The sequence below is a fragment of the Streptomyces sp. NPDC019531 genome (assembly GCF_044903305.1).
Lineage (GTDB): Bacteria > Actinomycetota > Actinomycetes > Streptomycetales > Streptomycetaceae > Streptomyces.
Genome location: NZ_JBJDQL010000012.1, coordinates 90053 through 112413, shown reverse-complemented (window position 1 = coordinate 112413; position 22361 = coordinate 90053). Strand labels below are relative to the sequence as shown.

The following is a 22361-nucleotide window of genomic DNA, read 5'->3' as shown; positions in this document are numbered from 1 at the left end:
GAGGGGGACACCGGAAACGGTGTCCCCCTCTTCGTGAGGACACCATGTACAAGATCTTCTTCAACCTCGTCTTCAAGTGGATGGACCCGGAGCGGGCCCATCATCTGGCCTTCCGCTGGATCCGGCTCGCCGCCCGTGTCCCGGTGCTGCGCACCTTCGTCGCCGCAGCCCTCGCGCCCCGCCACAAGGAGTTGCGCACCGAGGCCTTCGGGCTGCGCATGCACGGTCCCTTCGGCCTCGCCGCCGGCTTCGACAAGAACGCGGTCGCGATCGACGGCATGACCATGCTCGGCTTCGATCACGTCGAGATCGGCACGGTGACGGGGGAGGCCCAGCCGGGCAACCCCAAGAAGCGGCTGTTCCGCCTGGTGCAGGACCGTGCGCTCATCAACCGCATGGGCTTCAACAACGACGGTTCGCTGGCCGTCGCGGCCCGTCTGGCGTCCCGTGAGCCCGTCTTCAGGACAGTCGTGGGTGTCAACATCGGCAAGACCAAGGTCGTCCCGGAGTCCGACGCGATCGGCGACTACGTGAAGTCGGCGGAGCGGCTGGCGCCCTATGCGGACTATCTGGTCGTGAACGTCTCGTCGCCCAACACGCCCGGCCTGCGCAACCTCCAGGCGGTCGACCATCTGCGCCCGCTCCTGACCGCCGTCCGCGAGGCCGCCGACCGCATGGTGGCCTCCCGCCGCGTCCCGCTCCTGGTGAAGATCGCGCCCGACCTCGCCGACGAGGACGTCGACGCCGTCGCCGACCTGGCCGTCGAACTCGGTCTGGACGGAATCATCGCCACCAACACGACCATCGCGCGCGAGGGCCTCGGTCTGAAATCCGGACCCTCGCTGGTGAAGGAGACGGGCGGGCTCTCCGGGGCGCCCCTCAAGGCGCGCTCCCTGGAGGTCCTGAGGCGCCTGTACGCGCGCGTGGGCGACCGGATCACCCTGGTGGGCGTCGGGGGCGTCGAGAACGCCGAGGACGCCTGGCAGCGCATCCTGGCGGGTGCCACGCTGGTCCAGGGCTACAGCGCGTTCGTCTACGAGGGCCCCTTCTGGGCCCGCGCCATGCACAAGGGCCTCGCCGCACGCCTGCGCACGAGCCCGTACGCCACCCTCGCCGACGCGGTCGGCGCCGACGTGAGGAAGACGGCATGACCTCGTACGAGCCCTTCGGCGCCCGTCTGCGCCGCGCGATGGACGAGCGCGGCCCGTTGTGCGTGGGGATCGACCCGCACTCCTCGCTGCTCACCGAGTGGGGCCTGGACGACGACGTGGCCGGTCTGGAGCGGTTCAGCCGCACGGTCGTCGAGGCGCTGTCCGACCGGGTCGCCGTCTTCAAGCCGCAGAGCGCGTTCTTCGAGCGCTTCGGCTCACGCGGTGTCGCCGTACTGGAGAAGACCGTCGAGGAGGCTCGCGCGGCCGGTGCGCTGGTCCTCATGGACGCCAAGCGCGGCGACATCGGCTCGACCATGGCCGCGTACGCCGAGGCCTTCCTGCGCAAGGACTCCCCGCTGTTCTCGGACGCGCTGACCGTGTCGCCGTATCTCGGCTACGGCTCGCTCTCGCCGGCGATCGCCCTGGCGCGCGAGAGCGGCGCGGGCCTGTTCGTGCTCGCGCTGACCTCAAACCCCGAGGGCGGCGAGGTCCAGCACGCGGTCCGCGCGGACGGCCGGAACGTGGGCGCGACCATGCTGGCCCATCTCGCCGCCGAGAACACGGGGGAGGAGCCCCTGGGGTCCTTCGGAGCCGTCGTCGGGGCCACGCTCGGCGATCTGTCGTCGTACGACCTCGACATCAACGGCCCGCTCCTCGCGCCCGGTGTCGGTGCCCAGGGGGCCACTCCGGCCGACCTTCCCCGGGTGTTCGGAGCGGCCGTCCGCAATGTCGTCCCCAACGTCAGCCGGGGGGTGCTGCGGCACGGCCCGGACATCGGTGCGCTGCGCGCGTCCACCGACCGGTTCGCGGAGGAGATTCGAGCGGCGCTGCCGACCGGATGACAAGGGTCGATCTCCTCGTTCGAGTCCTCCGACGAGTGGTTCGAGGCCCGCTTGAGTCTGAATACATCCTCAAATCCGGGGCAGTATGTCAGAAATGTCCGACCTGGCAGAGGCTGACCAGGACTTTTCCGCTGTTCTCGCTGACTCTGGCGGACTTGGCCGCTAGTCTCCGACGCAGAGTCAACGGGCAAGCGTGTTGCTCGTGGCTCCCCAGGTGTGGGGCGACTAGGTTCCTCACCGGTCCGTATCCGACAGTTCGACATCCGAGGTGACGTAGGCGTGGCTCTTCCGCCCCTTACCCCTGAACAGCGCGCAGCCGCGCTCGAAAAGGCCGCCGCGGCTCGCCGGGAGCGGGCCGAGGTCAAGAATCGACTCAAGCACTCCGGCGCCTCTCTTCATGAGGTCATCAAGCAGGGCCAGGAGAACGACGTCATCGGCAAGATGAAGGTCTCCGCCCTGCTCGAGTCCCTGCCGGGCGTGGGCAAGGTCCGCGCCAAGCAGATCATGGAGCGACTCGGCATCTCCGAGAGCCGCCGTGTACGCGGCCTCGGCTCCAACCAGATCGCTTCGCTGGAGCGTGAGTTCGGCAGCACCGGTTCCTGAACCGGGTCACTCCGGGAAGGGAGTCCCGGGTACTCCGGGATTGCTGGAATAATCGCTGCATGAGTGAACGTCCGCGGCTGACCGTGCTCTCCGGCCCCTCAGGGGTCGGCAAGAGCACGGTCGTCGCCCATATGCGCAAGGAACACCCCGAGGTCTGGCTCTCGGTGTCGGCGACGACCCGCAAGCCCCGCCCCGGCGAGAAGCCCGGAGTCCACTACTTCTTCGTCACCGACGACGAGATGGACAAGCTGATCGCCAACGGTGAGCTGCTGGAGTGGGCGGAGTTCGCCGGCAACCGCTACGGCACGCCGCGCGCGGCGGTGCTGGAGCGGCTGGAGGCGGGTGAGCCCGTCCTCCTGGAGATCGACCTCCAGGGGGCCCGGCAGGTCCGTGAGTCCATGACGGACGCCCAGCTGGTGTTCCTGGCTCCTCCCTCCTGGGAGGAGCTCGTGCGCAGACTCACCGGACGTGGCACCGAGCCGCCCGAGGTGATCGAGCGCCGTCTTGAGGCGGCGAAGATCGAACTGGCGGCTGAACCCGAGTTCGATGTGACCTTGGTCAACACCTCCGTCGAGGACGTGGCGCGCGAGCTGCTAGCCTTGATGGATGTCGTGTGATCGTCTCCGGTCATGCACACTGAATCTTTCCCATCCATCGGAAGGTAGAGCGTGTCCTCTTCCATCTCCGCGCCCGAGGGCATCATCAACCCGCCGATCGACGAGCTCCTCGAGGCCACAGACTCGAAGTACAGCCTCGTGATCTACGCGGCCAAGCGGGCCCGCCAGATCAACGCGTACTACTCGCAGCTCGGCGAGGGCTTGCTTGAGTACGTCGGTCCGCTGGTGGACACCCACGTCCACGAGAAGCCGCTCTCGATCGCCCTCCGCGAGATCAACGCGGGTCTGCTGACGTCCGAGGCCGTCGAGGGCCCGGCGCAGTAGCAGTAGTACTTTCAGCTTTTCGCTGAGTTATCCACAGGCCCGGCAGCGCGACTGTCGGGCCTGTGGTGTGTGATGGACCCGTACGTCGCACTCGTACGTTGCCGAGCCGGGGAGAGACGGTGGACAAGCCGAAGGTCGTGCTGGGGGTCAGCGGAGGCATCGCCGCCTACAAGGCGTGCGAGCTGCTGCGCAGACTGACCGAGTCCGGCCATGAGACCCGCGTCGTGCCCACCGCCTCCGCCCTCCACTTCGTCGGCGCGGCCACCTGGTCCGCCCTCTCCGGCCGGCCGGTCTCGACCGAGGTCTGGGACGACGTGCACGAGGTTCCCCACGTGCGCATCGGGCAACACGCCGACCTCGTCGTGGTCGCCCCCGCGACCGCGGACATCCTCGCGAAGGCCGCCCACGGCCTGGCCGACGACCTGCTCACCAACACACTCCTGACGGCCCGCTGCCCGGTCGTCTTCGCGCCCGCCATGCACACCGAGATGTGGGAGCACCCCGCCACCCAGGAGAACGTGGCGACGCTGCGGCGACGCGGTGCGATCGTGATCGAGCCGGCCGTCGGCCGGCTGACCGGCGTCGACACCGGCAAGGGACGGCTGCCCGACCCGGCGGAGATCTTCGAGGTCTGCCGCCGGGTGCTTGCCAGGGGCGTGCGGGAGCCCGACCTCGCCGGCCGGCACGTCGTCGTCAGCGCCGGCGGCACCCGCGAGCCCCTCGACCCGGTCCGCTTCCTCGGCAACCGCTCCTCCGGCAAGCAGGGCTACGCCCTCGCCCGCACCGCGGCCGCGCGCGGCGCCCGGGTCACGCTGGTCGCGGCGAACACCGGCCTGCCGGACCCGGCCGGAGTGGACGTCGTCCCGGTGGGGACGGCCGTACAGCTGCGTGAGGCGGTGCTGAAGGCGGCGGCCGACGCCGACGCGGTGGTCATGGCGGCCGCGGTCGCGGACTTCCGTCCGCAGACGTACGCGGCCGGAAAGATCAAGAAGAAGGACGGCCAGGACCCCGACCCCATCGTCCTGGTGCGGAATCCGGACATCCTCGCCGAGATCTCGGCGGAGCGAGCCCGCCCCGGCCAGGTGATCGTCGGCTTCGCCGCCGAGACCGACGACGTCCTGGCCAACGGCCGTACGAAGCTGGAGCGCAAGGGCTGCGACCTCCTCGTCGTCAACGAGGTGGGCGAGCGCAAGACCTTCGGATCGGAGGAGAACGAGGCCGTGGTGCTGGGCGCCGACGGCAGCGAGACCCCGGTGCCGCACGGCCCGAAGGAGTTCCTGGCCGAAACCGTGTGGGACCTGGTGGCACACCGCCTCAACTGAATGTTTCATTCGCTTCTCGGTCCCCTCGAACCTCTGCCGCCAAGGCGTGGCGCCCCTGGTCAAGCCCGCCCCGGATTGGGCACAATGCCCGTGCCGCAGGTCACGGCACTCCCGAGAGGCGAGACGGGGGAGCCGTTGGCCGAGCACGACCGATAAACTGTTCTCGGACGATGCCGGGCGCAGCCTCCGAGCCCGTCCGCCAATGATCAGCCAGCAGCCGCTGCAACCCCAGGGAGCGTTGTGTCCCGTCGCTTGTTCACCTCGGAGTCCGTGACCGAGGGCCACCCCGACAAGATCGCTGACCAGATCAGTGACACCATCCTCGACGCGCTCCTCAAGGAGGACCCGACCTCCCGGGTCGCCGTCGAGACCCTGATCACCACCGGTCTGGTGCATGTGGCCGGTGAGGTCACCACCAAGACCTACGCGCCTATCGCCCAGCTGGTGCGCGACAAGATCCTGGAGATCGGCTACGACTCCTCGAAGAAGGGCTTCGACGGCGCCTCCTGTGGCGTATCGGTGTCGATCGGCGCGCAGTCCCCTGACATCGCGCAGGGCGTCGACACGGCATATGAGAACCGGGTCGAGGGCGACGAGGACGAGCTCGACAAGCAGGGTGCCGGCGACCAGGGCCTGATGTTCGGTTACGCGACCGACGAGACGCCCACGCTGATGCCGCTGCCGATCTTCCTGGCGCACCGCCTGGCGAAGCGGCTGTCCGCGGTCCGCAAGAACGGCACCATTCCCTACCTGCGCCCGGACGGCAAGACGCAGGTCACCATCGAGTACGACGGTGACAAGGCCGTGGGTCTCGACACGGTCGTGGTGTCGTCGCAGCACGCGTCCGACATCGACCTGGAGTCGCTGCTGGCGCCCGACATCCGCGAGTTCGTGGTGGAGCCGGAGCTCAAGGCGCTCCTGGACGAGGGCATCAAGCTGGACACGGACAACTACCGTCTCCTGGTCAACCCGACCGGCCGCTTCGAGATCGGCGGTCCGATGGGTGACGCGGGCCTGACCGGCCGCAAGATCATCATCGACACCTATGGCGGCTACGCCCGTCACGGCGGCGGTGCGTTCTCCGGCAAGGACCCGTCCAAGGTGGACCGTTCGGCGGCGTACGCGATGCGCTGGGTCGCCAAGAACGTCGTCGCCGCGGGTCTCGCCTCCCGCTGTGAGGTCCAGGTCGCCTACGCCATCGGCAAGGCCGAGCCCGTGGGTCTGTTCGTCGAGACCTTCGGCACCGAGAAGATCGACACCGAGAAGATCGAGAAGGCGATCGACGAGGTCTTCGACCTTCGCCCGGCCGCGATCATCCGGGACCTCGACCTGCTGCGGCCGATCTACTCCCTGACGGCGGCGTACGGCCACTTCGGCCGTGAGCTGCCCGAGTTCACGTGGGAGAAGACGGACCGCGTGGACGCGCTGCGCAACGCCGCGGGACTGTAGGTCCCGTAGATCCTTTCGGTCTGCCGCGAGGCCCGGTGTCCCTTGGGGGCGCCGGGCCTCGGCGTGTTCGAGCGGGTTCATCCGGCCGGGGCGGCCCGGGAGATTCGGCGCGTCCGTTCCTCGGCGACTGAGGACCTGCCGTGTGCCCGCGCGAGGGTGGCGGGCCGCTCCGCGAACAGGCCGAGATCGGGATCGGAATCGTCGGGGACGAAGGAGGAGGCGCACCTGCTCCGCGTCGATCGAGGCCCCGGTGGCGATCGACTTCTGCGCGAGGAAGACGCTGCCGGGCTGTGGTCGCGTCCCTTCTGGGAGCCGGTGGAGCGGGCGAGCGTGACGGGCGGATCGGGGATCAGCGCCGGCGCCGGGCGGCGGCGGTCGGTGCCTGCCGGGAGTGTGCGAAAGGCGGCGCAGATCGGCCAGGACCGGCGGGGCGTGGTCGAGCTCGCGCGGGTACGGCAGGCGTGCGGTGGGATGTGTGCGGTCTCCTCGTCGAGGAGCGTGGCCGCGCGTCGCGGTGCCCCCAGGTCGTAGCGGCGCTGGGCGGTGAGCCGGTACGTGGGAGGCCCCGAGCGCGGGCTGGGCGGGGTGGGTGGCGTCCTGTTCGAGCAGGTCCCAGGGCGCGGCCCGTAGTTGTGCGACTGCTCCAGCACTCCCCTTCCGTCGCTCCCGGCCCGCGGCCGGTGGCGAGGCGATTTGAGGGTGCGGGTGCGGCAGACATGTCGAGAAAGTGATTTCGGCCACGCTGTGGGGGCGGGGAGGTCTTCGGGCTCGGGCGGCGTCGGTTGTCAGTGGGGTTTGGTAAGAATGCAACTGTGAGCAGCGAGAACGGGTCGGTGGACGATGGCGCCGGGGGAGCGCAGCCCGAGCAGCTTGCGTTCATTCGGGAGAGCGTGCGGAAGGCCGAGGTGCCGCGGGCCAAGCCGCGGACGTGGCGGGGGGCAGAGCTCGCCAAGGAGCTGCCGGTCGCGCGGGTGTTGGTCGACAAGGGAGTGCTGCATCTCGACCGCTACTTCGACTATGCCGTGCCCGAGGAGCTCGACACGGACGCGCAGCCGGGGGTGCGGGTGCGGGTGCGGTTCGGGGCCGGGCGCGGGCGGGTCCGGGGAGGGCGGCGTGAGGGCGGGGGGCTGATCGACGGGTTTCTTGTCGAGCGGCTCGCCGAGTCGGACTACTCCGGGCCGCTGGCGGCGCTGGCTCAGGTGGTCTCGCCCGAGCCGGTGCTGAGCGAGGAGCTTCTGGGGCTCGCCCGGGCTGTCGCCGACCGGTATGCGGGCAGCCTCGCCGATGTGCTGCAGCTCGCCGTGCCGCCGCGCAGTGCTCGGGCCGAGCAGCGGCCCTCTCCCGAGCCGTTGCCACCGCCGGGGATGCCTGAGACGGGCTCCTGGGGGCGATACGAGTGTGGGGGCGCGTTTCTGGAGTCGCTGGCCTCGGGGGGCGCGCCGCGCGCGGTGTGGAACGCTCTGCCCGGTCCGGAGTGGAGTGAGGAGCTGGCGCGGGCCGTTGCGGCGACCCTGGCCTCCGGACGGGGGGCGCTGGTCGTCGTACCGGACGGGCGGGCCGTCGCGCGGGTCGATGCCGCGCTGACCTCGGTGCTGGGGGAGGGGCGGCATGCCGTGCTCACAGCCGACGCCGGGCCCGAGAAGCGGTACCGGGAGTGGCTGGCGGTACGGCGGGGCTCGGTGCGGGCGGTCGTGGGGACCCGGGCTGCCATGTTCGCCCCGGTGCGGGACCTGGGGCTCGTCGCGCTGTGGGACGACGGCGACGACAGCCACAGCGAGCAGCATGCTCCCCAGCCGCATGCGCGTGAGGTGCTGCTGTTGCGGGCGGCGCAGGACAAGTGCGCTTTTCTGCTGGGGAGTTGGAGCTGCACCGTGGAGGCAGCACAGCTTGTGGAGAGCGGGTGGGCCCGGCCTCTCGTCGCCTCGCGGGAGCAGGTGCGGGCCGTCGCTCCGCTGGTGCGGACCGTGGGGGACCAGGATCTCGCGCGGGACGAGGCCGCGCGGGCGGCTCGGCTCCCCACGCTCGCCTGGCAGGCCGTCAGGGAGGGGCTGCGGCACGGGCCGGTGCTCGTGCAGGTGCCGCGGCGGGGGTATGTGCCGCGGATGGCGTGCGCCAACTGCCGTGAGCCCGCGCGGTGTCGGCACTGCGCCGGGCCGTTGGAGGGGCAGGAGTCCGGGGCTGCGCTGCGGTGCGGGTGGTGTGGGCGCGAGGAGGAGGCCTGGCACTGCCCGGAGTGCGGGGGGTTCCGGTTGCGGGCGCAGGTGGTGGGGGCGCGGCGGACCGCGGAGGAGTTGGGGCGGGCGTTTCCGGCTGTGCCGGTGCGGACGTCCGGGCGTGAGCATGTGCTGGACACGGTGCCGGGGGCGCCGGCGCTGGTGGTGAGTACGCCGGGGGCGGAGCCGGTCGCCGAGGGCGGTTATGCGGCGGCCCTGTTGCTGGACGGGTGGGCCATGCTCGGGCGGCCGGATCTGCGGGCCGGGGAGGATGCGCTGCGGAGGTGGATCGCGGCTTCGGCGTTGGTGCGGGCGCAGGGGGTCGGGGGGACCGTTGTGGTGGTTGCCGAGCCCACGTTGCGGCCTGTGCAGGCGTTGGTGCGGTGGGACCCGGTGGGGCATGCGGTGCGGGAGTTGGGGGAGCGGGCGGAGCTGGGGTTTCCGCCGGTGTCGCGGATGGCCGCGGTGTCCGGGGCGGCGGAGGCGCTGGCCGGGTTTCTGGCGGCTGTGGAACTGCCTCGGGAGGCGGAGGTGTTGGGGCCTGTGCCGTTGCCGGTGACGGGGGTGGGGGGGCCTCGGCGGGTGGGGGCGCCGCCGGTGGGGGAGCAGTGGGAGCGGGTGCTTGTGCGGGTGCCGCCGGGGAAAGGGGCCGCGTTGGCGTCTTCGCTGAAGGCTGCGCAGGCTTCGCGGATGGCTCGGGGTGGGGGGGACGGAGTGGTTTGGGTGCGGATTGATCCGCCTGATATTGGGTGAGGGTTGTGGGGTCGGGTGCGGGTGGGTGGTGGGTTTTTGGGGTTCCCACCCGCACCACCTGTGCGGCTTTCGTTGTCGGGTGCGGGTGCCCCCGTGGGGCTGAGCACCGTCGGCGGCTGACGGGCTGACGGGCTGACGGGCTGACGGGCTGACGGGCTGACGGGCTGACGGGTCGGCGGGTCGGCGGATGGACGGCTCGCGGTTGGCGGCGGCGGCTCGATTTCCGGGTTCCCGCTGGCCGCGGCTGCCGGCAGGCGGGGTGACTTCGGCCGGTGGGCCTGTCCGCGGCCGTCGTGCACATGCCGGTCGCGATGCCGACGGCCGCGTCTGACCGCTGCGGCTGCGGCTGCGGCTGCGGCTGCGGCTGCGGCTGCGGCTGCGGGGACAGGGGACAGGGCATGGAGCATGCGTATGCCCTCCCGGTCGTGGGGCGGGAGGGCAGTGGGGGCGCGTGAATCAGCTGTTGCGGGGGCCGGGGAAAGCTGTGGGTCTTGCCTCGTCGCGGAGGACGGGGCTGCCCGCGGTGGGCTGGGTCGGCATGGAGCGGGCCGCGGGGACCGTGGGCACCGCCGGCACCGTGGGGATGCCGGTGTTGACGCTGACCGTGCTGCGGGTTCCCGTCGATTCCGTGGCTCGCTCGGCGTCGGCCGTCGCCTGGGCCGCGGCGCGGCGGGCGCCGTAACGCCGGTGGACCGCCTGTTTGGTGACCCCGAGAGCGGAGCCGACCGCGTCCCACGAGAAGCCGAGCGAGCGGTCGAAGTCGACCGCTGCCGTCACCAGGGTCTCGACACTGTCCCGCAGTTCCTGCGCGAGACGGACCGTGGGGGCGGGGGCGCGTCCGTAGACGACGAAGCCCGTGGAGGGGCCGGAGCGGCGCGGGCGGTAGACGTTGCCCAGCTGGGCGGTCAGCGTGCGCAGTGCGTCCACCTGCCGGCGGACCCGCTCGATGTCCCGCACCAGCAAGTGCAGGCTGGCCCGAGCCTGGGCGTCGTGGGTTGCGTGGTCGGCCATGAACAAGCCTCTCGAACCGGCGTTGAAAAGGATCGGGCCGCGATCGCGGCCCGTTGTGGTCAACTCTTTCTTGACCAACGCGTGTGCGCTCCGCTGGTCACGCAGTGGGGGCGCACCGGCATATGCGTGCGCCGGGGGTGGGGGGCGTGCGCCTCGCCATAGACTTGTGCGTTGCCCGTCGTCACCCTTGCCCGAGAGGTCCTGCCCACCCATGAAGCTCGTCTTCGCCGGTACCCCCGAGGTCGCCGTTCCCGCTCTGGACGCTCTCATCGCCTCCGGGCGGCATGAGGTCGCCGCCGTCGTCACGCGGCCGGACGCACCGGCCGGGCGGGGGCGGAAGCTGGTCGCGAGCCCGGTCGCGGAGCGGGCTGAGGAGGCGGGGATCGAGGTGCTGAAGCCCGTCAGGCCGCGGGATCCCGAGTTTCTGGAGCGGCTTCGGGCCATCGCCCCCGACTGCTGCCCCGTCGTCGCCTACGGCGCCCTCCTGCCCCGTGTCGCCCTCGACATCCCCGCCCACGGCTGGGTCAACCTGCACTTCTCGCTGCTGCCCGCGTGGCGCGGGGCCGCTCCCGTGCAGCACTCCATCATGGCGGGGGACGAGATCACCGGTGCTTCGACCTTCCTCATCGAAGAGGGGCTCGACTCCGGGCCTGTCTACGGCACGGTCACCGAGGAGATCCGGCACACCGACACCAGCGGCGACCTGCTGACCCGGCTCGCCTTCGCCGGCTCTGGGCTGCTCGCGGCGACCATGGACGGGATCGAGGACGGCACGCTGAAGGCCGTGCCGCAGCCGTCCGATGGCATCACCGTCGCCCCGAAGATCACCGTCGAGGACGCTCGCGTGGACTGGACCGCGCCTGCCCTGCGAGTGGACCGGGTCGTGCGGGGGTGCCACCCGTCGCCCGGTGCCTGGACGACCTTCCGCGGTGAGCGGCTCAAGCTCATCCAGGTCCAGCCGGCACCCGACCGCACCGATCTCGCCCCCGGCGCGCTCTCGGTCGGCAAGAACAGCGTCCACGTCGGTACGGGGTCGTACGGCGTCGAGCTGCTGTGGGTGCAGGCGCAGGGGAAGAAGCCGATGAAGGCCGCCGACTGGGCGCGGGGGGTCAGGATCTCGGACGGGGAGGCCGTCGGCGCGTGACGTGGGAGGCGCGGGGATGGACGGTTGGGCTTCCGGCTGGTGCGGCCTGGGGCGGGTCGGGCGCCTCGGCCTCCTGTGGGTGCAGCGGGACGGAGAGGTACCCGTGCCTCGGTCAGGGACGCGAGCGTCGCTGCCGTCCGGCGTGCGGCCCTAGGTGGGTGACGTGACACCGGTCTTCACAACGCCGGGCTGCCTGCCCCGTCCGGCTCGCCGCGTGGGCGGTGCATGTCCCTGACCGCGGCCGCGTCGCCCCGGGCGCCAGGTCACCGGTCGGGGTCCCACGGTTTCGGGCAGTGGGTCACCGGGGTTGTGTGGGTTCGGGTTTCGACTCACCGGGGCGTGTGACCTCACCCTGGGGGTCGCCGAGTTCGCGTGACCTCGGGCCTCGGCGTCTCGGGGTCGCCGGGGTCGCGTGACTTGACGTCCCGGGATCACCTGGTCGCTTGATCGCCGGCGTTCGCGGTCACCGGTCCGCCGTTCCGTGAGCGGTGGGATCTCAGGGCCCTCGAAGGGCGACGGCGCCCCCGACGGACGTACGCTTGGGGCGGTATCCAGCCCTTACATCCGGAGCACCTTTTTCGTGAGCGACCAGCCCAGTCGACCCCGCAAACCCGGCAAGCCCTACCGTCGGCCCCAGAAGGACCCCGTCCGCATCCTTGCCTTCGAGGCGCTGCGGGCCGTGGACGAGCGGGACGCGTACGCCAACCTCGTCCTGCCGCCGCTGTTGCGGAAGGCGCGGGAGAAGGGCGGCTTCGACGCGCGGGACGCGGCGCTGGCCACCGAGCTCGTGTACGGGACGCTGCGGCGGCAGGGGACGTACGACGCGATCATCGCTGCCTGTGTCGACCGGCCGCTCCGGGAGGTCGACCCGCCGGTGCTCGACGTGCTGAGCCTCGGTGCGCACCAGCTGCTCGGGACGCGCATCCCGACCCACGCGGCCGTGTCCGCCTCCGTCGAACTCGCGCGGGTCGTACTCGGCGACGGACGGGCCAAGTTCGTCAACGCCGTGCTGCGGAAGGTCGCTCAGGACGATCTCGACGGATGGGTCGCCAAGATCGCGCCACCGTACGACGACGATCCCGAGGACCATCTCGCGGTCGTGCACTCCCACCCTCGCTGGGTCGTCTCCGCGCTGTGGGACTCCCTGGGCGGCGGACGGGCCGGGATCGAGCGGCTGCTGGAAGCCGACAACGAGCGGCCCGAGGTGACGCTGGTCGCCCGGCCGGGCCGGTCCACCGCCGAGGAGCTGCTGCGCGAGGAGGCCGCCGTACCGGGGCGCTGGTCGCCGTATGCCGTACGGCTGGCGGAGGGCGGTGAGCCGGGGGCCGTCGACGCCGTACGGGAAGGCCGGGCAGGGGTGCAGGACGAGGGGAGTCAGCTGGTCGCGCTGGCCCTGGCGAACGCTCCCCTGGAGGGTCGGGACGAGAGGTGGCTGGACGGGTGTGCGGGGCCGGGCGGCAAGGCCGCGCTGCTGGCCGCGCTCGCCGCCGAGCGGGGCGCCATGGTGCTCGCCTCCGAGAAGCAGCCGCATCGGGCCGGGCTCGTCGCCAAGGCGCTCGACGGGAATCCCGGGCCGTATCAGGTGATCGTCGCGGACGGGACCCGGCCACCTTGGCAACCCGGGAGTTTCGACCGGGTGTTGATGGATGTGCCATGCACGGGGCTCGGGGCGTTGCGGCGGCGGCCGGAGGCGCGGTGGCGGCGGCGGCCGGAGGATCTGGACGGGTTCGGGCCGTTGCAGCGGGAGTTGTTGAGCACGGCGTTGGACTCCGTCAGGGTGGGCGGGGTGGTGGGGTATGCGACCTGTTCTCCTCATCTCGCGGAGACTCGGGCCGTGGTGGAGGATGTGCTCAAGCAGTGGCCGTCCGCCGAGCTTGTTGATGCGCGGCCGTTGTTCCCCGGTGTTCCGGAGCTCGGTGAAGGGCCGGACGTTCAGCTGTGGCCGCACGTTCACGGGACCGATGCGATGTATCTGGCCCTGATCCGTCGGACCGGGTGACTAGTCGTGCGTCTGCTGCGCTGTCGTGGCTGGTCGCGCAGTTCCCCGCGCCCCCGGGTCCGTCACCTCTTCCTTGGCCAGGCTGTGTGGCCACCAGACCTTTGGACCTACGTCCAGGAACAGTGACGTGACCAGCACCGACCGCACGATGAACGTGTCCAGGAGGACGCCCAACGCCACCGCGAAGCCGATCTCCGCGAAGGCGACCATCGGGAGGGTGCCCAGGGCGGCGAAGGTGCCGGCCAGGACCAGGCCGGCCGAGGTGATGACAGCGCCCGTGGCCGCGAGGCCCGTGACCACGCCGGGCCTCGTGCCCTGGCGGGCCGCCTCCTCGCGGATGCGGGTGGTCAGGAAGATGTTGTAGTCGATGCCGAGGGCGACCAGGAAGACGAAGACGAACAGCGGGAAGTCCGTCGACTCGCCGGCGTAGTCGAACAGGTGGCGGAAGGCCAGGGCGCTGAGGCCCAGGGCCCCCGCGAAGGACAGGATCACCGTCCCGATCAGCAGCAGCGGGGCGATCAGGGCGCGCAGCAGGGCGCACAGGATCAGCATCACCACGACCAGCACCAGCGGGATGATCAGGATGTTGTCGTGGGTGGTCGCCTTGTCCATGTCCAGCAGGGCGGCCGTGCCGCCGCCGACCTGGGCGTCGGCGTCCGGGACCGCGTGGACGGCGTCCCGGACCCGCTCCACCGTCTGTTTCGCGGCCTCGCTGTCGGCCGGTGCGGTCATCGTGGCCTCGAACAGCACCTTGCCGTCGTACGACGGTTTCGTGCCCGGTGGCAGGCCCAGTGACGCGGGCACGACCCCGCGCGTGCCCGCGACCGCCTCGCCCACCTGACGCGCCTGGGCCTGGTCGCTGACGATGACCAGGGGATCGCCGCTGCCCGCCGGGAAGTACTTCGCGGACACCTCCTGGCCGACGATCGAGTCCGGTTTCCCGGTGAACGCGTCCGCGTTGCTGATGCCCTCGGCGCGCAGCTGGATCAGGCCGAGAGAGCAGATCGCCAGGGCGAGTGCCGTGACGGTCCAGATCATGCGGGGGCGGTGGGCGATACGGCGGCCGGTGCGGGCCCAGACGCCGCTCTCGATGCGGTCGGGCGCGCCGAAGTGCGGGATCGCGGGCCAGAAGATCCAGCGGCCGAAGATCACCAGCAGCGCCGGGAACAGCGTCACCATCGCCAGCAGGGCGACCGCCACGCCGATGGCGGCGACCGGGCCGAGGCCGCGGGTCGAGTTCATCTCGGCGGCCAGCAGCACCAGCATGCTCAGCACGACGGTCGCGCCGGAGGCGATCACCGCGGGGCCCGCGCGGTGCAGGGCGAGGGCCATCGCCTCGTGGCGGTCCTCGTGGTGGTGGAGTTCCTCCCGGTAGCGGGCGACGAGCAGCAGGGCGTAGTCCGTCCCCGCGCCGAAGACGAGCACCGTGAGGATGCCCGCGCTCTGTCCGTTGACCGTCAGCCCGGCGTGCTTCGCGAGCAGGTAGATGAAGGCCTGTGCGGTGAACAGCGCGGTGATCACCGAGAGCAGCGGGACCAGGAGCAGGGTGGGGCTGCGGAAGGTGATGAGCAGCATGACCACGACGACCGTCATCGCGGACAGCAGCAGCGTCGAGTCGATGCCCTCGAAGGCCTCGGAGAAGTCCGCGGAGGTGCCACCCGGCCCTGTGATGTGCACGGCGAGACCGTCGCCGCCCTTGCCGACGACGTCACGGAGCGAGTCGACCGCGGGCGCGATCTCCTCCCAGCCCTTCTCGTCCATGGTGATCGGGACGAGGATCTGGGCCGCGCGCGGGTCGCTCGGCCGGTCGTAGACCGGGCCCCGGGTCTCCGAGCCGCGGATGCCGTGCGCCGTGAGCTGCTTGATCTCGGCGACGTCCTTGGCGATCGTGGCCCGTTCCTGCGCCGTCAGGCCGCTCTCGCGCGCGTAGACGACCACCGCGGGGATCTGTTCCGGCCTGAAGTCCTCGGAGATCTGCAGGACTTGGGTGGACTCGGCGGACCCGGGCAGCCAGGAGGCCGCGTCGTTGTCCTGGGCGTCGGTGAGCTTGGAGGCGAGGGGCGCCGTCAGGAACAGCACCACCAGCCACAGCACCAGCACCAGCCACTTCGCACGCCGTCCGCAGACGAGATGCGCGATGCCCCGATTTCCGCTCATGGCCACCCCCGGTGCCATCTGTCGAGCCGATCAGCCGCCCAGCATGACACGCACAGCTCGTTCACAACATCCGATGAACGCATTAGGTCTGGACCGGCGCACCCCCGCGCTCCCGGACATGGGAGGCTAGGAGCATGGCCGCGCAGATCAATCCCAGCATCCTGTCCGCCGACTTCGCCCGCCTCGCGGACGAGGCGAAGGCGGTCGAAGGAGCCGACTGGCTCCACGTCGACGTCATGGACAACCATTTCGTCCCGAACCTCACGCTCGGTGTGCCGGTCGTAGAGTCACTGGCCCGTGCGACGGACACTCCGCTGGACTGCCATCTGATGATCGAGGCCCCCGATCGCTGGGCGCCCCAGTACGTAGAGGCGGGGGCCTCCTCCGTCACCTTCCACGTCGAGGCGGCCGCCGCTCCGGTCCGGCTCGCCCGGGAGATCCGGGCCAAGGGTGCCCGCGCCTCCATGGCGCTGAAGCCCGCGACGCCCATCGAGCCGTACGAGGACCTGCTCCCCGAGCTCGACATGCTGCTGATCATGACGGTCGAGCCCGGTTTCGGGGGACAGGCGTTCCTCGACATCATGCTCCCCAAGATCCGCCGGACCCGCGAGTTGATCAGCAAGCACGGCCTCGAACTGTGGCTCCAGGTCGACGGCGGGGTCTCGGCGTCCACCATCGAGCGCTGCGCGGACGCGGGCGCCGACGTCTTCGTCGCCGGCTCGGCGGTCTACGGGGCGTCCGACCCGGCCGAGGCGGTACGTGCATTGCGCAACCAGGCGGAGGGGGTGACGGCCAAGGCATCGTGGGCGTGCGACCACTGAGCGTCAGGAACGTGAACGGCTCCGATCAGGGCTGATCAAGTGCGCCGGATCTGCAAGGATGAACGGCGAATCCAGAGTGTGAACAGCAGTGAGGAGAACGCCGTGTCGGGTATGTCGGCGGGCCGGTCAGCCATGCGGATGGGACCCGCTGAGCTGGTGCAGGCGGCGGCCATGGCCCGCCGCTTCTACCTTGAGGGCAAGTCCAAGATCCAGATCGCGGAGGAGTTCGGCGTCAGCCGCTTCAAGGTGGCCCGGGTCCTGGAGACCGCCCTCGAACGGGATCTCGTACGCATCGAGATCCGTGTGCCGGCCGAACTGGACGCCGAGCGCTCGGACGCGCTCCGCGCCCGCTACGGCCTCAGGCACGCCGTCGTGGTCGAGTCCCCGGCCGAGGCCCAGGACTCACCCGACCCCGAGAACCTGGGAGAAGTGGCCGCCGACCTGCTCGGCGAGCTGGTCGACGAAGGGGCCGTGCTGGGCCTGGCCTGGGGCCGTTCCACCATCCACATGGCGGCCGCGCTCGACCGGCTCCCGCCGTGCACGGTGGTGCAGTTGACCGGTGTGTACGACGCCGGGACCGCCGAGCGCGGTTCGGTGGAGGCGGTACGGCGAGCCGCCCAGGTGTCCGGCGGGGACGCCCACCCCATCTACGCGCCGATGCTGCTGCCGGACGCGGCCACCGCGGCCGCGCTGCGCAACCAGACCGGGATCGCCCGCGCTTTCGAGTACTTCGACAAGGTCACGGTCGCCTGTGTCTCCATCGGCTCCTGGGAGCCGGGCATCTCGACGGTGCACGACATGCTCAGCGACGAGGAACGCGGCCACTACGCCTCGCTCGGTGTCGCCGCCGAGATGTCCGCGCACCTCTTCGACGCCGAGGGCCGCCGGGTCGGGCGGGACCTGGGCGAGCGGTGCATCACGGTCAAGGCCGACCAGCTGCGCCGTATCCCCGAGGTCGTCGCGATCGCGGGCGGGCAGCGGAAGGCGGCCGCGATCGACGCGGTGCTGCGGTCGGGCCTCGTCACCAGCCTGGTGACGGACACGTCGGCGGCGGACGTGCTGATGACGGCGGGCCCGACGCCGAAGCCGGCGCTGAACAGGACGGACCCGGACGGCCTCTGACGGAGAGTCATGAGGGGACGGCCGTGGCAGCATCATGCGCATGCTGCTGCGGTTCGTCTCCCGGATGCTTCTGTGTCTGCTCCTTCTGACGGGGTGTTCGTCCGCGGACACGGATGATCCCGCGCGGGCCGACGGCCTGGCCACGGTCCAGGAGGCGAGGCTGCCGGCCGAGGCTCGGCGGACGCTCGAACTCATCGACAGGGGCGGCCCCTTCCCGTATGCCGAGGACGGCACGGTCTTCGGGAACTTCGAGCGGCTGCTGCCCGCGCATCAGCGCGGCTACTACCACGAGTACACCGTCCCCACGCCGGGCTCGCACGATCGCGGGGCCCGGCGCATTGTCACCGGGAGGGGCGGCGAGATCTACTACACCGATGATCACTACGACTCGTTCAGGGCGGTACTGAGATGACGGCACTCGTGGTCACGCTGGACCTCGACGGGATCACGGACAAGGCGGCCCTGATGGATCGCTGCGCCCGTGACCTGCGGCTGCCGGACTATTTCGGCCGCAACTGGGACGCGCTGGCCGATGTCCTGTCCGACTCGGGCCTGTGGTCCGGGAACGCCGGGGACGCCGGCGGGGAGGAGACCTTCGTCGTCGTACGGAACTGGGACGGGTACGCCGAAGCGCGGCCGGACGAGTGGGCGACGGCCCGCGAGGTGTTCTCGCAGGCATCCGCGGTCACCGTGGCGCTCGCTCTTGGAGCTTCCTCCTAGCGCACCTCTGACCTGCCTGGACGATTCGCCCGGCCACCGCATTCCGGCCGACATGGGACAATGAAGTACGTGCTCTTCCCCCTGGCTGACCTGTCCGGGGGCCACCTCTGATCGACTGGGATGTGCAGCACGTGCGTTTCCTCAACGACATCCAGCCCCCGTACGACCTGACGTACGACGACGTCTTCATGGTCCCGAGCCGCAGCGCCGTCGGCTCACGGCAGGGTGTGGACCTCAGCTCCCCGGACGGCACGGGCACCACCATCCCGCTGGTCGTCGCCAACATGACCGCCATCGCCGGGCGCCGGATGGCCGAGACGATGGCCCGGCGCGGTGGCCTGGTCGTCATCCCGCAGGACATCCCGATCGAGGTCGTCACCGAGGTCGTCTCCTGGGTGAAGAGCCGCCACCACGTCCTGGACACCCCGATCGTGCTGGCCCCGCACCAGACCGTCGCCGACGCGCTGGCCCTGCTGCCCAAGCGCGCGCACAACGCGGGTGTGGTCGTCGACGAGGACCAGCGGCCGGTCGGTGTGGTCACCGACCGGGACCTGTCCGGGGTCGACCGTTTCACACAGCTCGCCGAGGTGATGTCGCGCGATCTGCTGCTGCTCGACGCGGACATCGACCCGCGTGAGGCCTTCAACCGCCTCGACGTGGCCAACCGGCGCTACGCCCCCGCCGTGGACCGGGACGGCCGTCTCGCCGGCATCCTCACCCGCAAGGGCGCCCTGCGCGCCACGCTGTACACGCCTGCGGTCGACGCGAAGGGGCGGCTGCGCATCGCCGCCGCCGTCGGGGTCAACGGTGACTTCGCGCAGAAGGCCAAGCAGCTGCTGGACGCGGGCGTCGACACGCTCGTCATCGACACGGCCCACGGCCACCAGGAGTCGATGATCAGCGCGATCAAGCAGGTGCGGGCGCTCGACCCGCAGGTCCCGATCGTGGCCGGCAACATCGTGGCCGCCGAGGGCGTCCGGGATCTGATCGAGGCCGGCGCGGACATCGTCAAGGTCGGTGTCGGCCCGGGCGCGATGTGCACGACCCGCATGATGACCGGCGTCGGCCGGCCGCAGTTCTCGGCGGTGCTGGAGTGTGCGGCCGAGGCGAGGAAGTACGGCAAGCACGTGTGGGCCGACGGCGGTGTCCGGCACCCGCGCGATGTCGCCATGGCGCTGGCCGCCGGGGCGTCCAACGTGATGATCGGTTCGTGGTTCGCGGGCACGTACGAGTCCCCGGGCGACCTGCAGCAGGACGCGAGCGGGCGGCTCTACAAGGAGTCTTTCGGCATGGCGTCCGCGCGTGCGGTGCGCAACCGTACGTCCGAGGAGTCGTCGTACGACCGCGCTCGCAAGGCGCTCTTCGAGGAGGGCATCTCGACCTCCCGGATGTTCCTCGACCCGGCCCGGCCGGGCGTGGAGGACCTGATCGACTCGATCATCGCGGGCGTCCGCTCCTCCTGCACCTACGCCGGTGCGGGCTCCCTGGAGGAGTTCGCGGAGAGGGCGGTCGTCGGGATCCAGAGCGCGGCGGGCTATGCGGAGGGCAAGCCGCTGCACGCGAGCTGGAGCTGAGTCCGTTGTGCGCGGCCCCCGTCGGAGTTCGGGGGCCCATCGAGCCGCAGTACACCCTGCTGACCGCCGTCTCCCGGCTCGACGATCTACGGATGCGGGAGGCGATGGGCGGGGCCACGGACACCCCCGACCGGGCCGAACTGCTCGAACTCCTCGCGCTGAGCGAGGTCGTGGCCGGGAAGGCGGCCTACGGCCGTCATCCGACGGGGCGGGCGGCCCGTGCGGCCGGGGCCTCCTGGTCACGGATCGGGGCCGCGCCGGGCACCAGCAAGCAGGCCGCGTGGGAGGCACCCTCGCGCTGGATCGACGCCCAGGCGGAGGCGTACGGCAAGCCCGGACAGATGGGGTTCGGCGAGGTGGACGTGGCGGAGGCGCGGGCGGCGGCGGGGGATCCGGAGCAGCGGCGACCGGAGTCGTCGCTACCTGCACCTCTGAAGAAGGCCGTCGCCGAGTCGGCGGGAGGTCGCCGGCCAGGGTCGTCGTGCAACGCTCGGAAGGCCTTCGCGTTCGCGCCGGTGGATGATGGGCAGCCTGTCCACCGTCACCTGGGTGGTCTTCGGGGTCTGGATGGCCGTCGGGCTCGTGTTCTACTTCGGGTACGGCCATCGCCGTTCCCGACTCGCAACACCCGAAGGCTGATCCACCCACCGTGCTGAACGATCTCGACGAACGCATCGTGCACGCCCTCGCAGAGGACGCCCGCCGCTCCTACGCGGACATCGGCCAGATCGTCGGTCTCTCCGCGCCCGCCGTGAAGCGACGCGTGGACCGGCTGCGCGCCACCGGGGCCATCACCGGATTCACCGTACGGGTGGACCCGGCGGCCCTCGGCTGGGAGACCGAGGGGTTCGTCGAGATCTACTGCCGGCGCAACACCTCCCCGGAGACCATCCAGCGGGGCCTGGAGCGCTACCAGGAGGTGGTGGCCGCCTCCACCGTCACCGGCGAGGCCGACGCGGTCGTCCAGGTCTTCGCCTCCGACATGCGGCACTTCGAACGGGTCCTGGAACGGATCGCGGGGGAGCCGTTCGTGGAGCGGACGAAGTCGGTGCTGGTCCTGTCGCCGCTGCTGAGGCGGTTTTCTTCGGGCTCGCCTACCTGACCTGTTCGGCCCGGCGCCGCGCCGCCGCCAGCAGCCGCCCGGTGAGCAGGGCATGCGCGCCCGAGGAGATGACCAGCAGCCGGTAGAGGGAGCCGAGCGGGCCGGGGAACCTGGCCCTGGTCTCGGCCTGCAGCCGGGTGCGCCCGTCGTCGGTTCCGTCCAGGCGGAAGACCAGGGCGTACGTCGAGAAGTGGTGCCGTCCGATCAGGACGAGCTCCCGGCCCGGGTCCGCGTCGGCCACCCGGAACCCGGGGAGGACCGATCCCTCGACGAGGGGCCGGGGCCCGGACGCCGTACGGTCGGCGACGCCGACGAGACGGGCGTAGCGGGCGGAACGGGGCCGGGCGAAGGATCGGTCAAGGGTCTCGCCGAGTGCGTGCCAGACATCGCCGGCCGCGGCCGCGACGACAGTCGAGTGGGTGTCGATCCGGGGCAGAGCGGGGACGGTCATCAAAACCTCCGTTGCGGACGGTGGACGGACCACTGGGCGCTCCCGAACCCCGAGTTCTACTCCGCGGTCTTTCGGGCCAGCGCGTTGTTGCCGATCGAGTTGTGCACGCTGAAGCTCACCGCGTCCGAGCGATACCGGTCGTCCGACCACTCGACCGGGCGTCCTTCGCGGGTCGTGGTCACCCGGCGAACCCGCAGCAGGGGGCTCGTCCGGCGGAGCTCCAGCAGCTCCGCGTCCTGCGCCCCTGCCGCGACCGCGTCGATGACGTGTTCCCCGTAGGCGAAGACCAACCCCGTGTCGTCGTACAGGCGTTGGGTGACCGAGGGGCACTCGGGCTCGATGGCCTCGACGGTCGGGGAGATCCAGTCGGCGTAGACCGTCCGCTCCAGCAACACCGGTTCGCCGTCCAGGCCGCGCACCCGCAGGACATGCAACACCGGGGTGCCGACGGCGAGTTGGAGGCGTACCGAGTCCTCCTTCGAGGCTGGACGGTACTCCTGCGCGACCACCTGCCCGGTCGCCTCCCGGCCCATCGCCCGCGCCCATTCCGCGAAACTCCGCAGCTCCGCGAAGCTCTGGCTGCGGCGGCTGGCGAGAACGACGCGCCGGGCGCCCTGGCGGGAGCCGATCAGCCCCTCGGCCGTCAGCGTCGCGACCGCCTGGCGGACCGTCCCGCGCGAGACGCCGTAGCGCGTCGCGAGCTCCGTCTCGGCGGGCAGCAGGCTGCCGACGGTGTACTCCTCGCGGTCGATCGCCCGGCGCAGTTCGTCGGCGATCTCCTCGTGTCGCGCCGGCATGCTTCCCCTCTGAGTCAATCCCTGTGCACAGCGTGACCAGCCTAGTCGACGATTCATGGGTTCCGCGACGGCTTGAAATGTGCGGAAACTCTGGGTCAGATGTTTCGCCGCTGTTTACGGACAGGACACCAGCGGCCGCCTTACTAAGGCCAACTTGTTCAGACAAGTTTTCTCTCTTTCTCTCTCTGT

At 71.0% G+C, this 22361-nt stretch carries 20 protein-coding genes and 1 pseudogene; 17 read left to right on the top strand and 4 right to left on the bottom strand.

The genetic code is table 11. The annotated features are described in order from the left end of the window. Positions 1 to 44 precede the first annotated feature (44 nt). The 8 genes from ACI2L1_RS17235 (at position 45) to ACI2L1_RS17200 (ending at position 9274) form a co-directional block, all read left to right on the top strand. Positions 45 to 1151 (top strand): quinone-dependent dihydroorotate dehydrogenase, encoded by a 1107-nt coding sequence (locus ACI2L1_RS17235; RefSeq protein WP_404740149.1) that lies wholly within the window; start codon positions 45 to 47, stop codon positions 1149 to 1151. Further along, positions 1148 to 1993: an orotidine-5'-phosphate decarboxylase gene (gene pyrF, locus ACI2L1_RS17230; protein WP_404740148.1), complete on the top strand. Its 846-nt coding sequence runs from the start codon at positions 1148 to 1150 to the stop codon at positions 1991 to 1993. The genes ACI2L1_RS17235 and pyrF overlap by 4 nt, the downstream gene beginning before the upstream one ends. Before the next feature lie 279 nt (positions 1994 to 2272). After that, positions 2273 to 2596 carry an integration host factor gene (locus ACI2L1_RS17225; RefSeq protein ID WP_003977346.1) on the top strand — a complete coding sequence of 108 codons (324 nt, stop codon included), beginning with the start codon at positions 2273 to 2275 and terminating at the stop codon, positions 2594 to 2596. Between the two features lie 59 nt (positions 2597 to 2655). Beyond that, the gene (gene gmk / locus ACI2L1_RS17220; RefSeq protein ID WP_404740147.1) at positions 2656 to 3213 is read left to right on the top strand and encodes a guanylate kinase; all 558 of its coding nucleotides are present in this window, start codon (positions 2656 to 2658) and stop codon (positions 3211 to 3213) included. Positions 3214 to 3264: 51 nt separating this feature from the next. Further along, positions 3265 to 3537, top strand: a complete 273-nt coding sequence (rpoZ, locus tag ACI2L1_RS17215; RefSeq protein WP_003988945.1) for a DNA-directed RNA polymerase subunit omega — start codon at positions 3265 to 3267, stop codon at positions 3535 to 3537. Between the two features lie 119 nt (positions 3538 to 3656). After that, entirely contained in the window at positions 3657 to 4859 is a 1203-nt protein-coding gene (gene coaBC / locus ACI2L1_RS17210) for a bifunctional phosphopantothenoylcysteine decarboxylase/phosphopantothenate--cysteine ligase CoaBC (RefSeq protein WP_404740146.1), read from the top strand. Between the two features lie 240 nt (positions 4860 to 5099). Next, on the top strand, positions 5100 to 6308 hold the full coding sequence (gene metK, locus ACI2L1_RS17205; RefSeq protein ID WP_404740145.1) for a methionine adenosyltransferase: 1209 nt from the start codon (positions 5100 to 5102) through the stop codon (positions 6306 to 6308). A gap of 812 nt (positions 6309 to 7120) precedes the next feature. Then, a complete protein-coding gene (locus tag ACI2L1_RS17200; RefSeq protein WP_404740144.1) occupies positions 7121 to 9274 on the top strand; it encodes a primosomal protein N' in 2154 nt (717 codons plus the stop codon). Positions 9275 to 9730: 456 nt separating this feature from the next. Here the strand turns inward: ACI2L1_RS17200 and ACI2L1_RS17195 are convergent, their stop codons facing one another. Continuing rightward, positions 9731 to 10285 carry a hypothetical protein gene (locus tag ACI2L1_RS17195; RefSeq protein ID WP_404740143.1) on the bottom strand — a complete coding sequence of 185 codons (555 nt, stop codon included), beginning with the start codon at positions 10283 to 10285 and terminating at the stop codon, positions 9731 to 9733. 211 nt (positions 10286 to 10496) lie between these two features. Between ACI2L1_RS17195 and fmt the strand changes: the two genes are divergently transcribed. Together fmt and ACI2L1_RS17185 are read left to right on the top strand one after the other, a co-directional pair. Next, positions 10497 to 11429, top strand: coding sequence for a methionyl-tRNA formyltransferase (fmt, locus tag ACI2L1_RS17190; RefSeq protein WP_404740142.1), 933 nt, complete (start codon positions 10497 to 10499; stop codon positions 11427 to 11429). Between the two features lie 580 nt (positions 11430 to 12009). Then, complete coding sequence (locus ACI2L1_RS17185; RefSeq protein WP_404740141.1) at positions 12010 to 13428, top strand: RsmB/NOP family class I SAM-dependent RNA methyltransferase; 1419 nt, start codon at positions 12010 to 12012, stop codon at positions 13426 to 13428. Here ACI2L1_RS17185 and ACI2L1_RS17180 read toward each other — a convergent pair whose 3' ends face one another. Next, positions 13429 to 15585 carry an MMPL family transporter gene (locus ACI2L1_RS17180; RefSeq protein WP_404740140.1) on the bottom strand — a complete coding sequence of 719 codons (2157 nt, stop codon included), beginning with the start codon at positions 15583 to 15585 and terminating at the stop codon, positions 13429 to 13431. A 134-nt stretch (positions 15586 to 15719) separates the two neighbouring features. On the opposite strand from ACI2L1_RS17180, the gene rpe reads away from it, so the two are divergent. The 7 genes and pseudogenes from rpe to ACI2L1_RS17145 all read left to right on the top strand — a co-directional run bounded on the left by rpe (position 15720) and on the right by ACI2L1_RS17145 (position 20924). Continuing rightward, positions 15720 to 16406 (top strand): ribulose-phosphate 3-epimerase, encoded by a 687-nt coding sequence (gene rpe / locus ACI2L1_RS17175; RefSeq protein WP_404740139.1) that lies wholly within the window; start codon positions 15720 to 15722, stop codon positions 16404 to 16406. A 78-nt stretch (positions 16407 to 16484) separates the two neighbouring features. Then, the gene (locus ACI2L1_RS17170; RefSeq protein ID WP_404740138.1) at positions 16485 to 17528 is read left to right on the top strand and encodes a sugar-binding transcriptional regulator; all 1044 of its coding nucleotides are present in this window, start codon (positions 16485 to 16487) and stop codon (positions 17526 to 17528) included. Between the two features lie 40 nt (positions 17529 to 17568). Next, positions 17569 to 17940: a ribonuclease domain-containing protein gene (locus tag ACI2L1_RS17165; protein WP_404740137.1), complete on the top strand. Its 372-nt coding sequence runs from the start codon at positions 17569 to 17571 to the stop codon at positions 17938 to 17940. After that, on the top strand, positions 17937 to 18248 hold the full coding sequence (locus tag ACI2L1_RS17160; protein WP_404740136.1) for a barstar family protein: 312 nt from the start codon (positions 17937 to 17939) through the stop codon (positions 18246 to 18248). Before ACI2L1_RS17165 ends, ACI2L1_RS17160 begins: the two co-directional genes overlap by 4 nt. A 131-nt stretch (positions 18249 to 18379) precedes the next feature. Continuing rightward, positions 18380 to 19822 carry a GuaB1 family IMP dehydrogenase-related protein gene (locus ACI2L1_RS17155; RefSeq protein ID WP_404740223.1) on the top strand — a complete coding sequence of 481 codons (1443 nt, stop codon included), beginning with the start codon at positions 18380 to 18382 and terminating at the stop codon, positions 19820 to 19822. 516 nt (positions 19823 to 20338) lie between these two features. After that, positions 20339 to 20461, top strand: a pseudogene (locus ACI2L1_RS17150) (amino acid permease C-terminal domain-containing protein); the annotation flags it as partial. Positions 20462 to 20471: 10 nt separating this feature from the next. Next, positions 20472 to 20924, top strand: coding sequence for an Lrp/AsnC family transcriptional regulator (locus ACI2L1_RS17145; protein WP_007380661.1), 453 nt, complete (start codon positions 20472 to 20474; stop codon positions 20922 to 20924). Here ACI2L1_RS17145 and ACI2L1_RS17140 read toward each other — a convergent pair. Then, positions 20917 to 21375, bottom strand: a complete 459-nt coding sequence (locus tag ACI2L1_RS17140; RefSeq protein WP_404740135.1) for a hypothetical protein — start codon at positions 21373 to 21375, stop codon at positions 20917 to 20919. The two genes, ACI2L1_RS17145 and ACI2L1_RS17140, sit on opposite strands and share 8 nt — an antisense overlap. A gap of 56 nt (positions 21376 to 21431) precedes the next feature. Continuing rightward, positions 21432 to 22172 (bottom strand): GntR family transcriptional regulator, encoded by a 741-nt coding sequence (locus ACI2L1_RS17135; RefSeq protein ID WP_404740134.1) that lies wholly within the window; start codon positions 22170 to 22172, stop codon positions 21432 to 21434. Between the last annotated feature and the right edge of the window lie 189 nt (positions 22173 to 22361).

What these genes read in the sequence shown, in the direction of transcription:
- ACI2L1_RS17235 (WP_404740149.1), top strand. Translation starts at nt 45, where the DNA reads ATGTACAAGATCTTCTTCAACCTCGTCTTCAAGTGGATGGACCCGGAG.
- pyrF (WP_404740148.1), top strand. Translation starts at nt 1,148, where the DNA reads ATGACCTCGTACGAGCCCTTCGGCGCCCGTCTGCGCCGCGCGATGGAC.
- gmk (WP_404740147.1), top strand. Translation starts at nt 2,656, where the DNA reads ATGAGTGAACGTCCGCGGCTGACCGTGCTCTCCGGCCCCTCAGGGGTC.
- ACI2L1_RS17195 (WP_404740143.1), bottom strand. Translation starts at nt 10,285, where the DNA reads ATGGCCGACCACGCAACCCACGACGCCCAGGCTCGGGCCAGCCTGCAC.
- fmt (WP_404740142.1), top strand. Translation starts at nt 10,497, where the DNA reads ATGAAGCTCGTCTTCGCCGGTACCCCCGAGGTCGCCGTTCCCGCTCTG.
- ACI2L1_RS17180 (WP_404740140.1), bottom strand. Translation starts at nt 15,585, where the DNA reads ATGAGCGGAAATCGGGGCATCGCGCATCTCGTCTGCGGACGGCGTGCG.
- rpe (WP_404740139.1), top strand. Translation starts at nt 15,720, where the DNA reads ATGGCCGCGCAGATCAATCCCAGCATCCTGTCCGCCGACTTCGCCCGC.
- ACI2L1_RS17165 (WP_404740137.1), top strand. Translation starts at nt 17,569, where the DNA reads ATGCTGCTGCGGTTCGTCTCCCGGATGCTTCTGTGTCTGCTCCTTCTG.
- ACI2L1_RS17160 (WP_404740136.1), top strand. Translation starts at nt 17,937, where the DNA reads ATGACGGCACTCGTGGTCACGCTGGACCTCGACGGGATCACGGACAAG.
- ACI2L1_RS17140 (WP_404740135.1), bottom strand. Translation starts at nt 21,375, where the DNA reads ATGACCGTCCCCGCTCTGCCCCGGATCGACACCCACTCGACTGTCGTC.
- ACI2L1_RS17135 (WP_404740134.1), bottom strand. Translation starts at nt 22,172, where the DNA reads ATGCCGGCGCGACACGAGGAGATCGCCGACGAACTGCGCCGGGCGATC.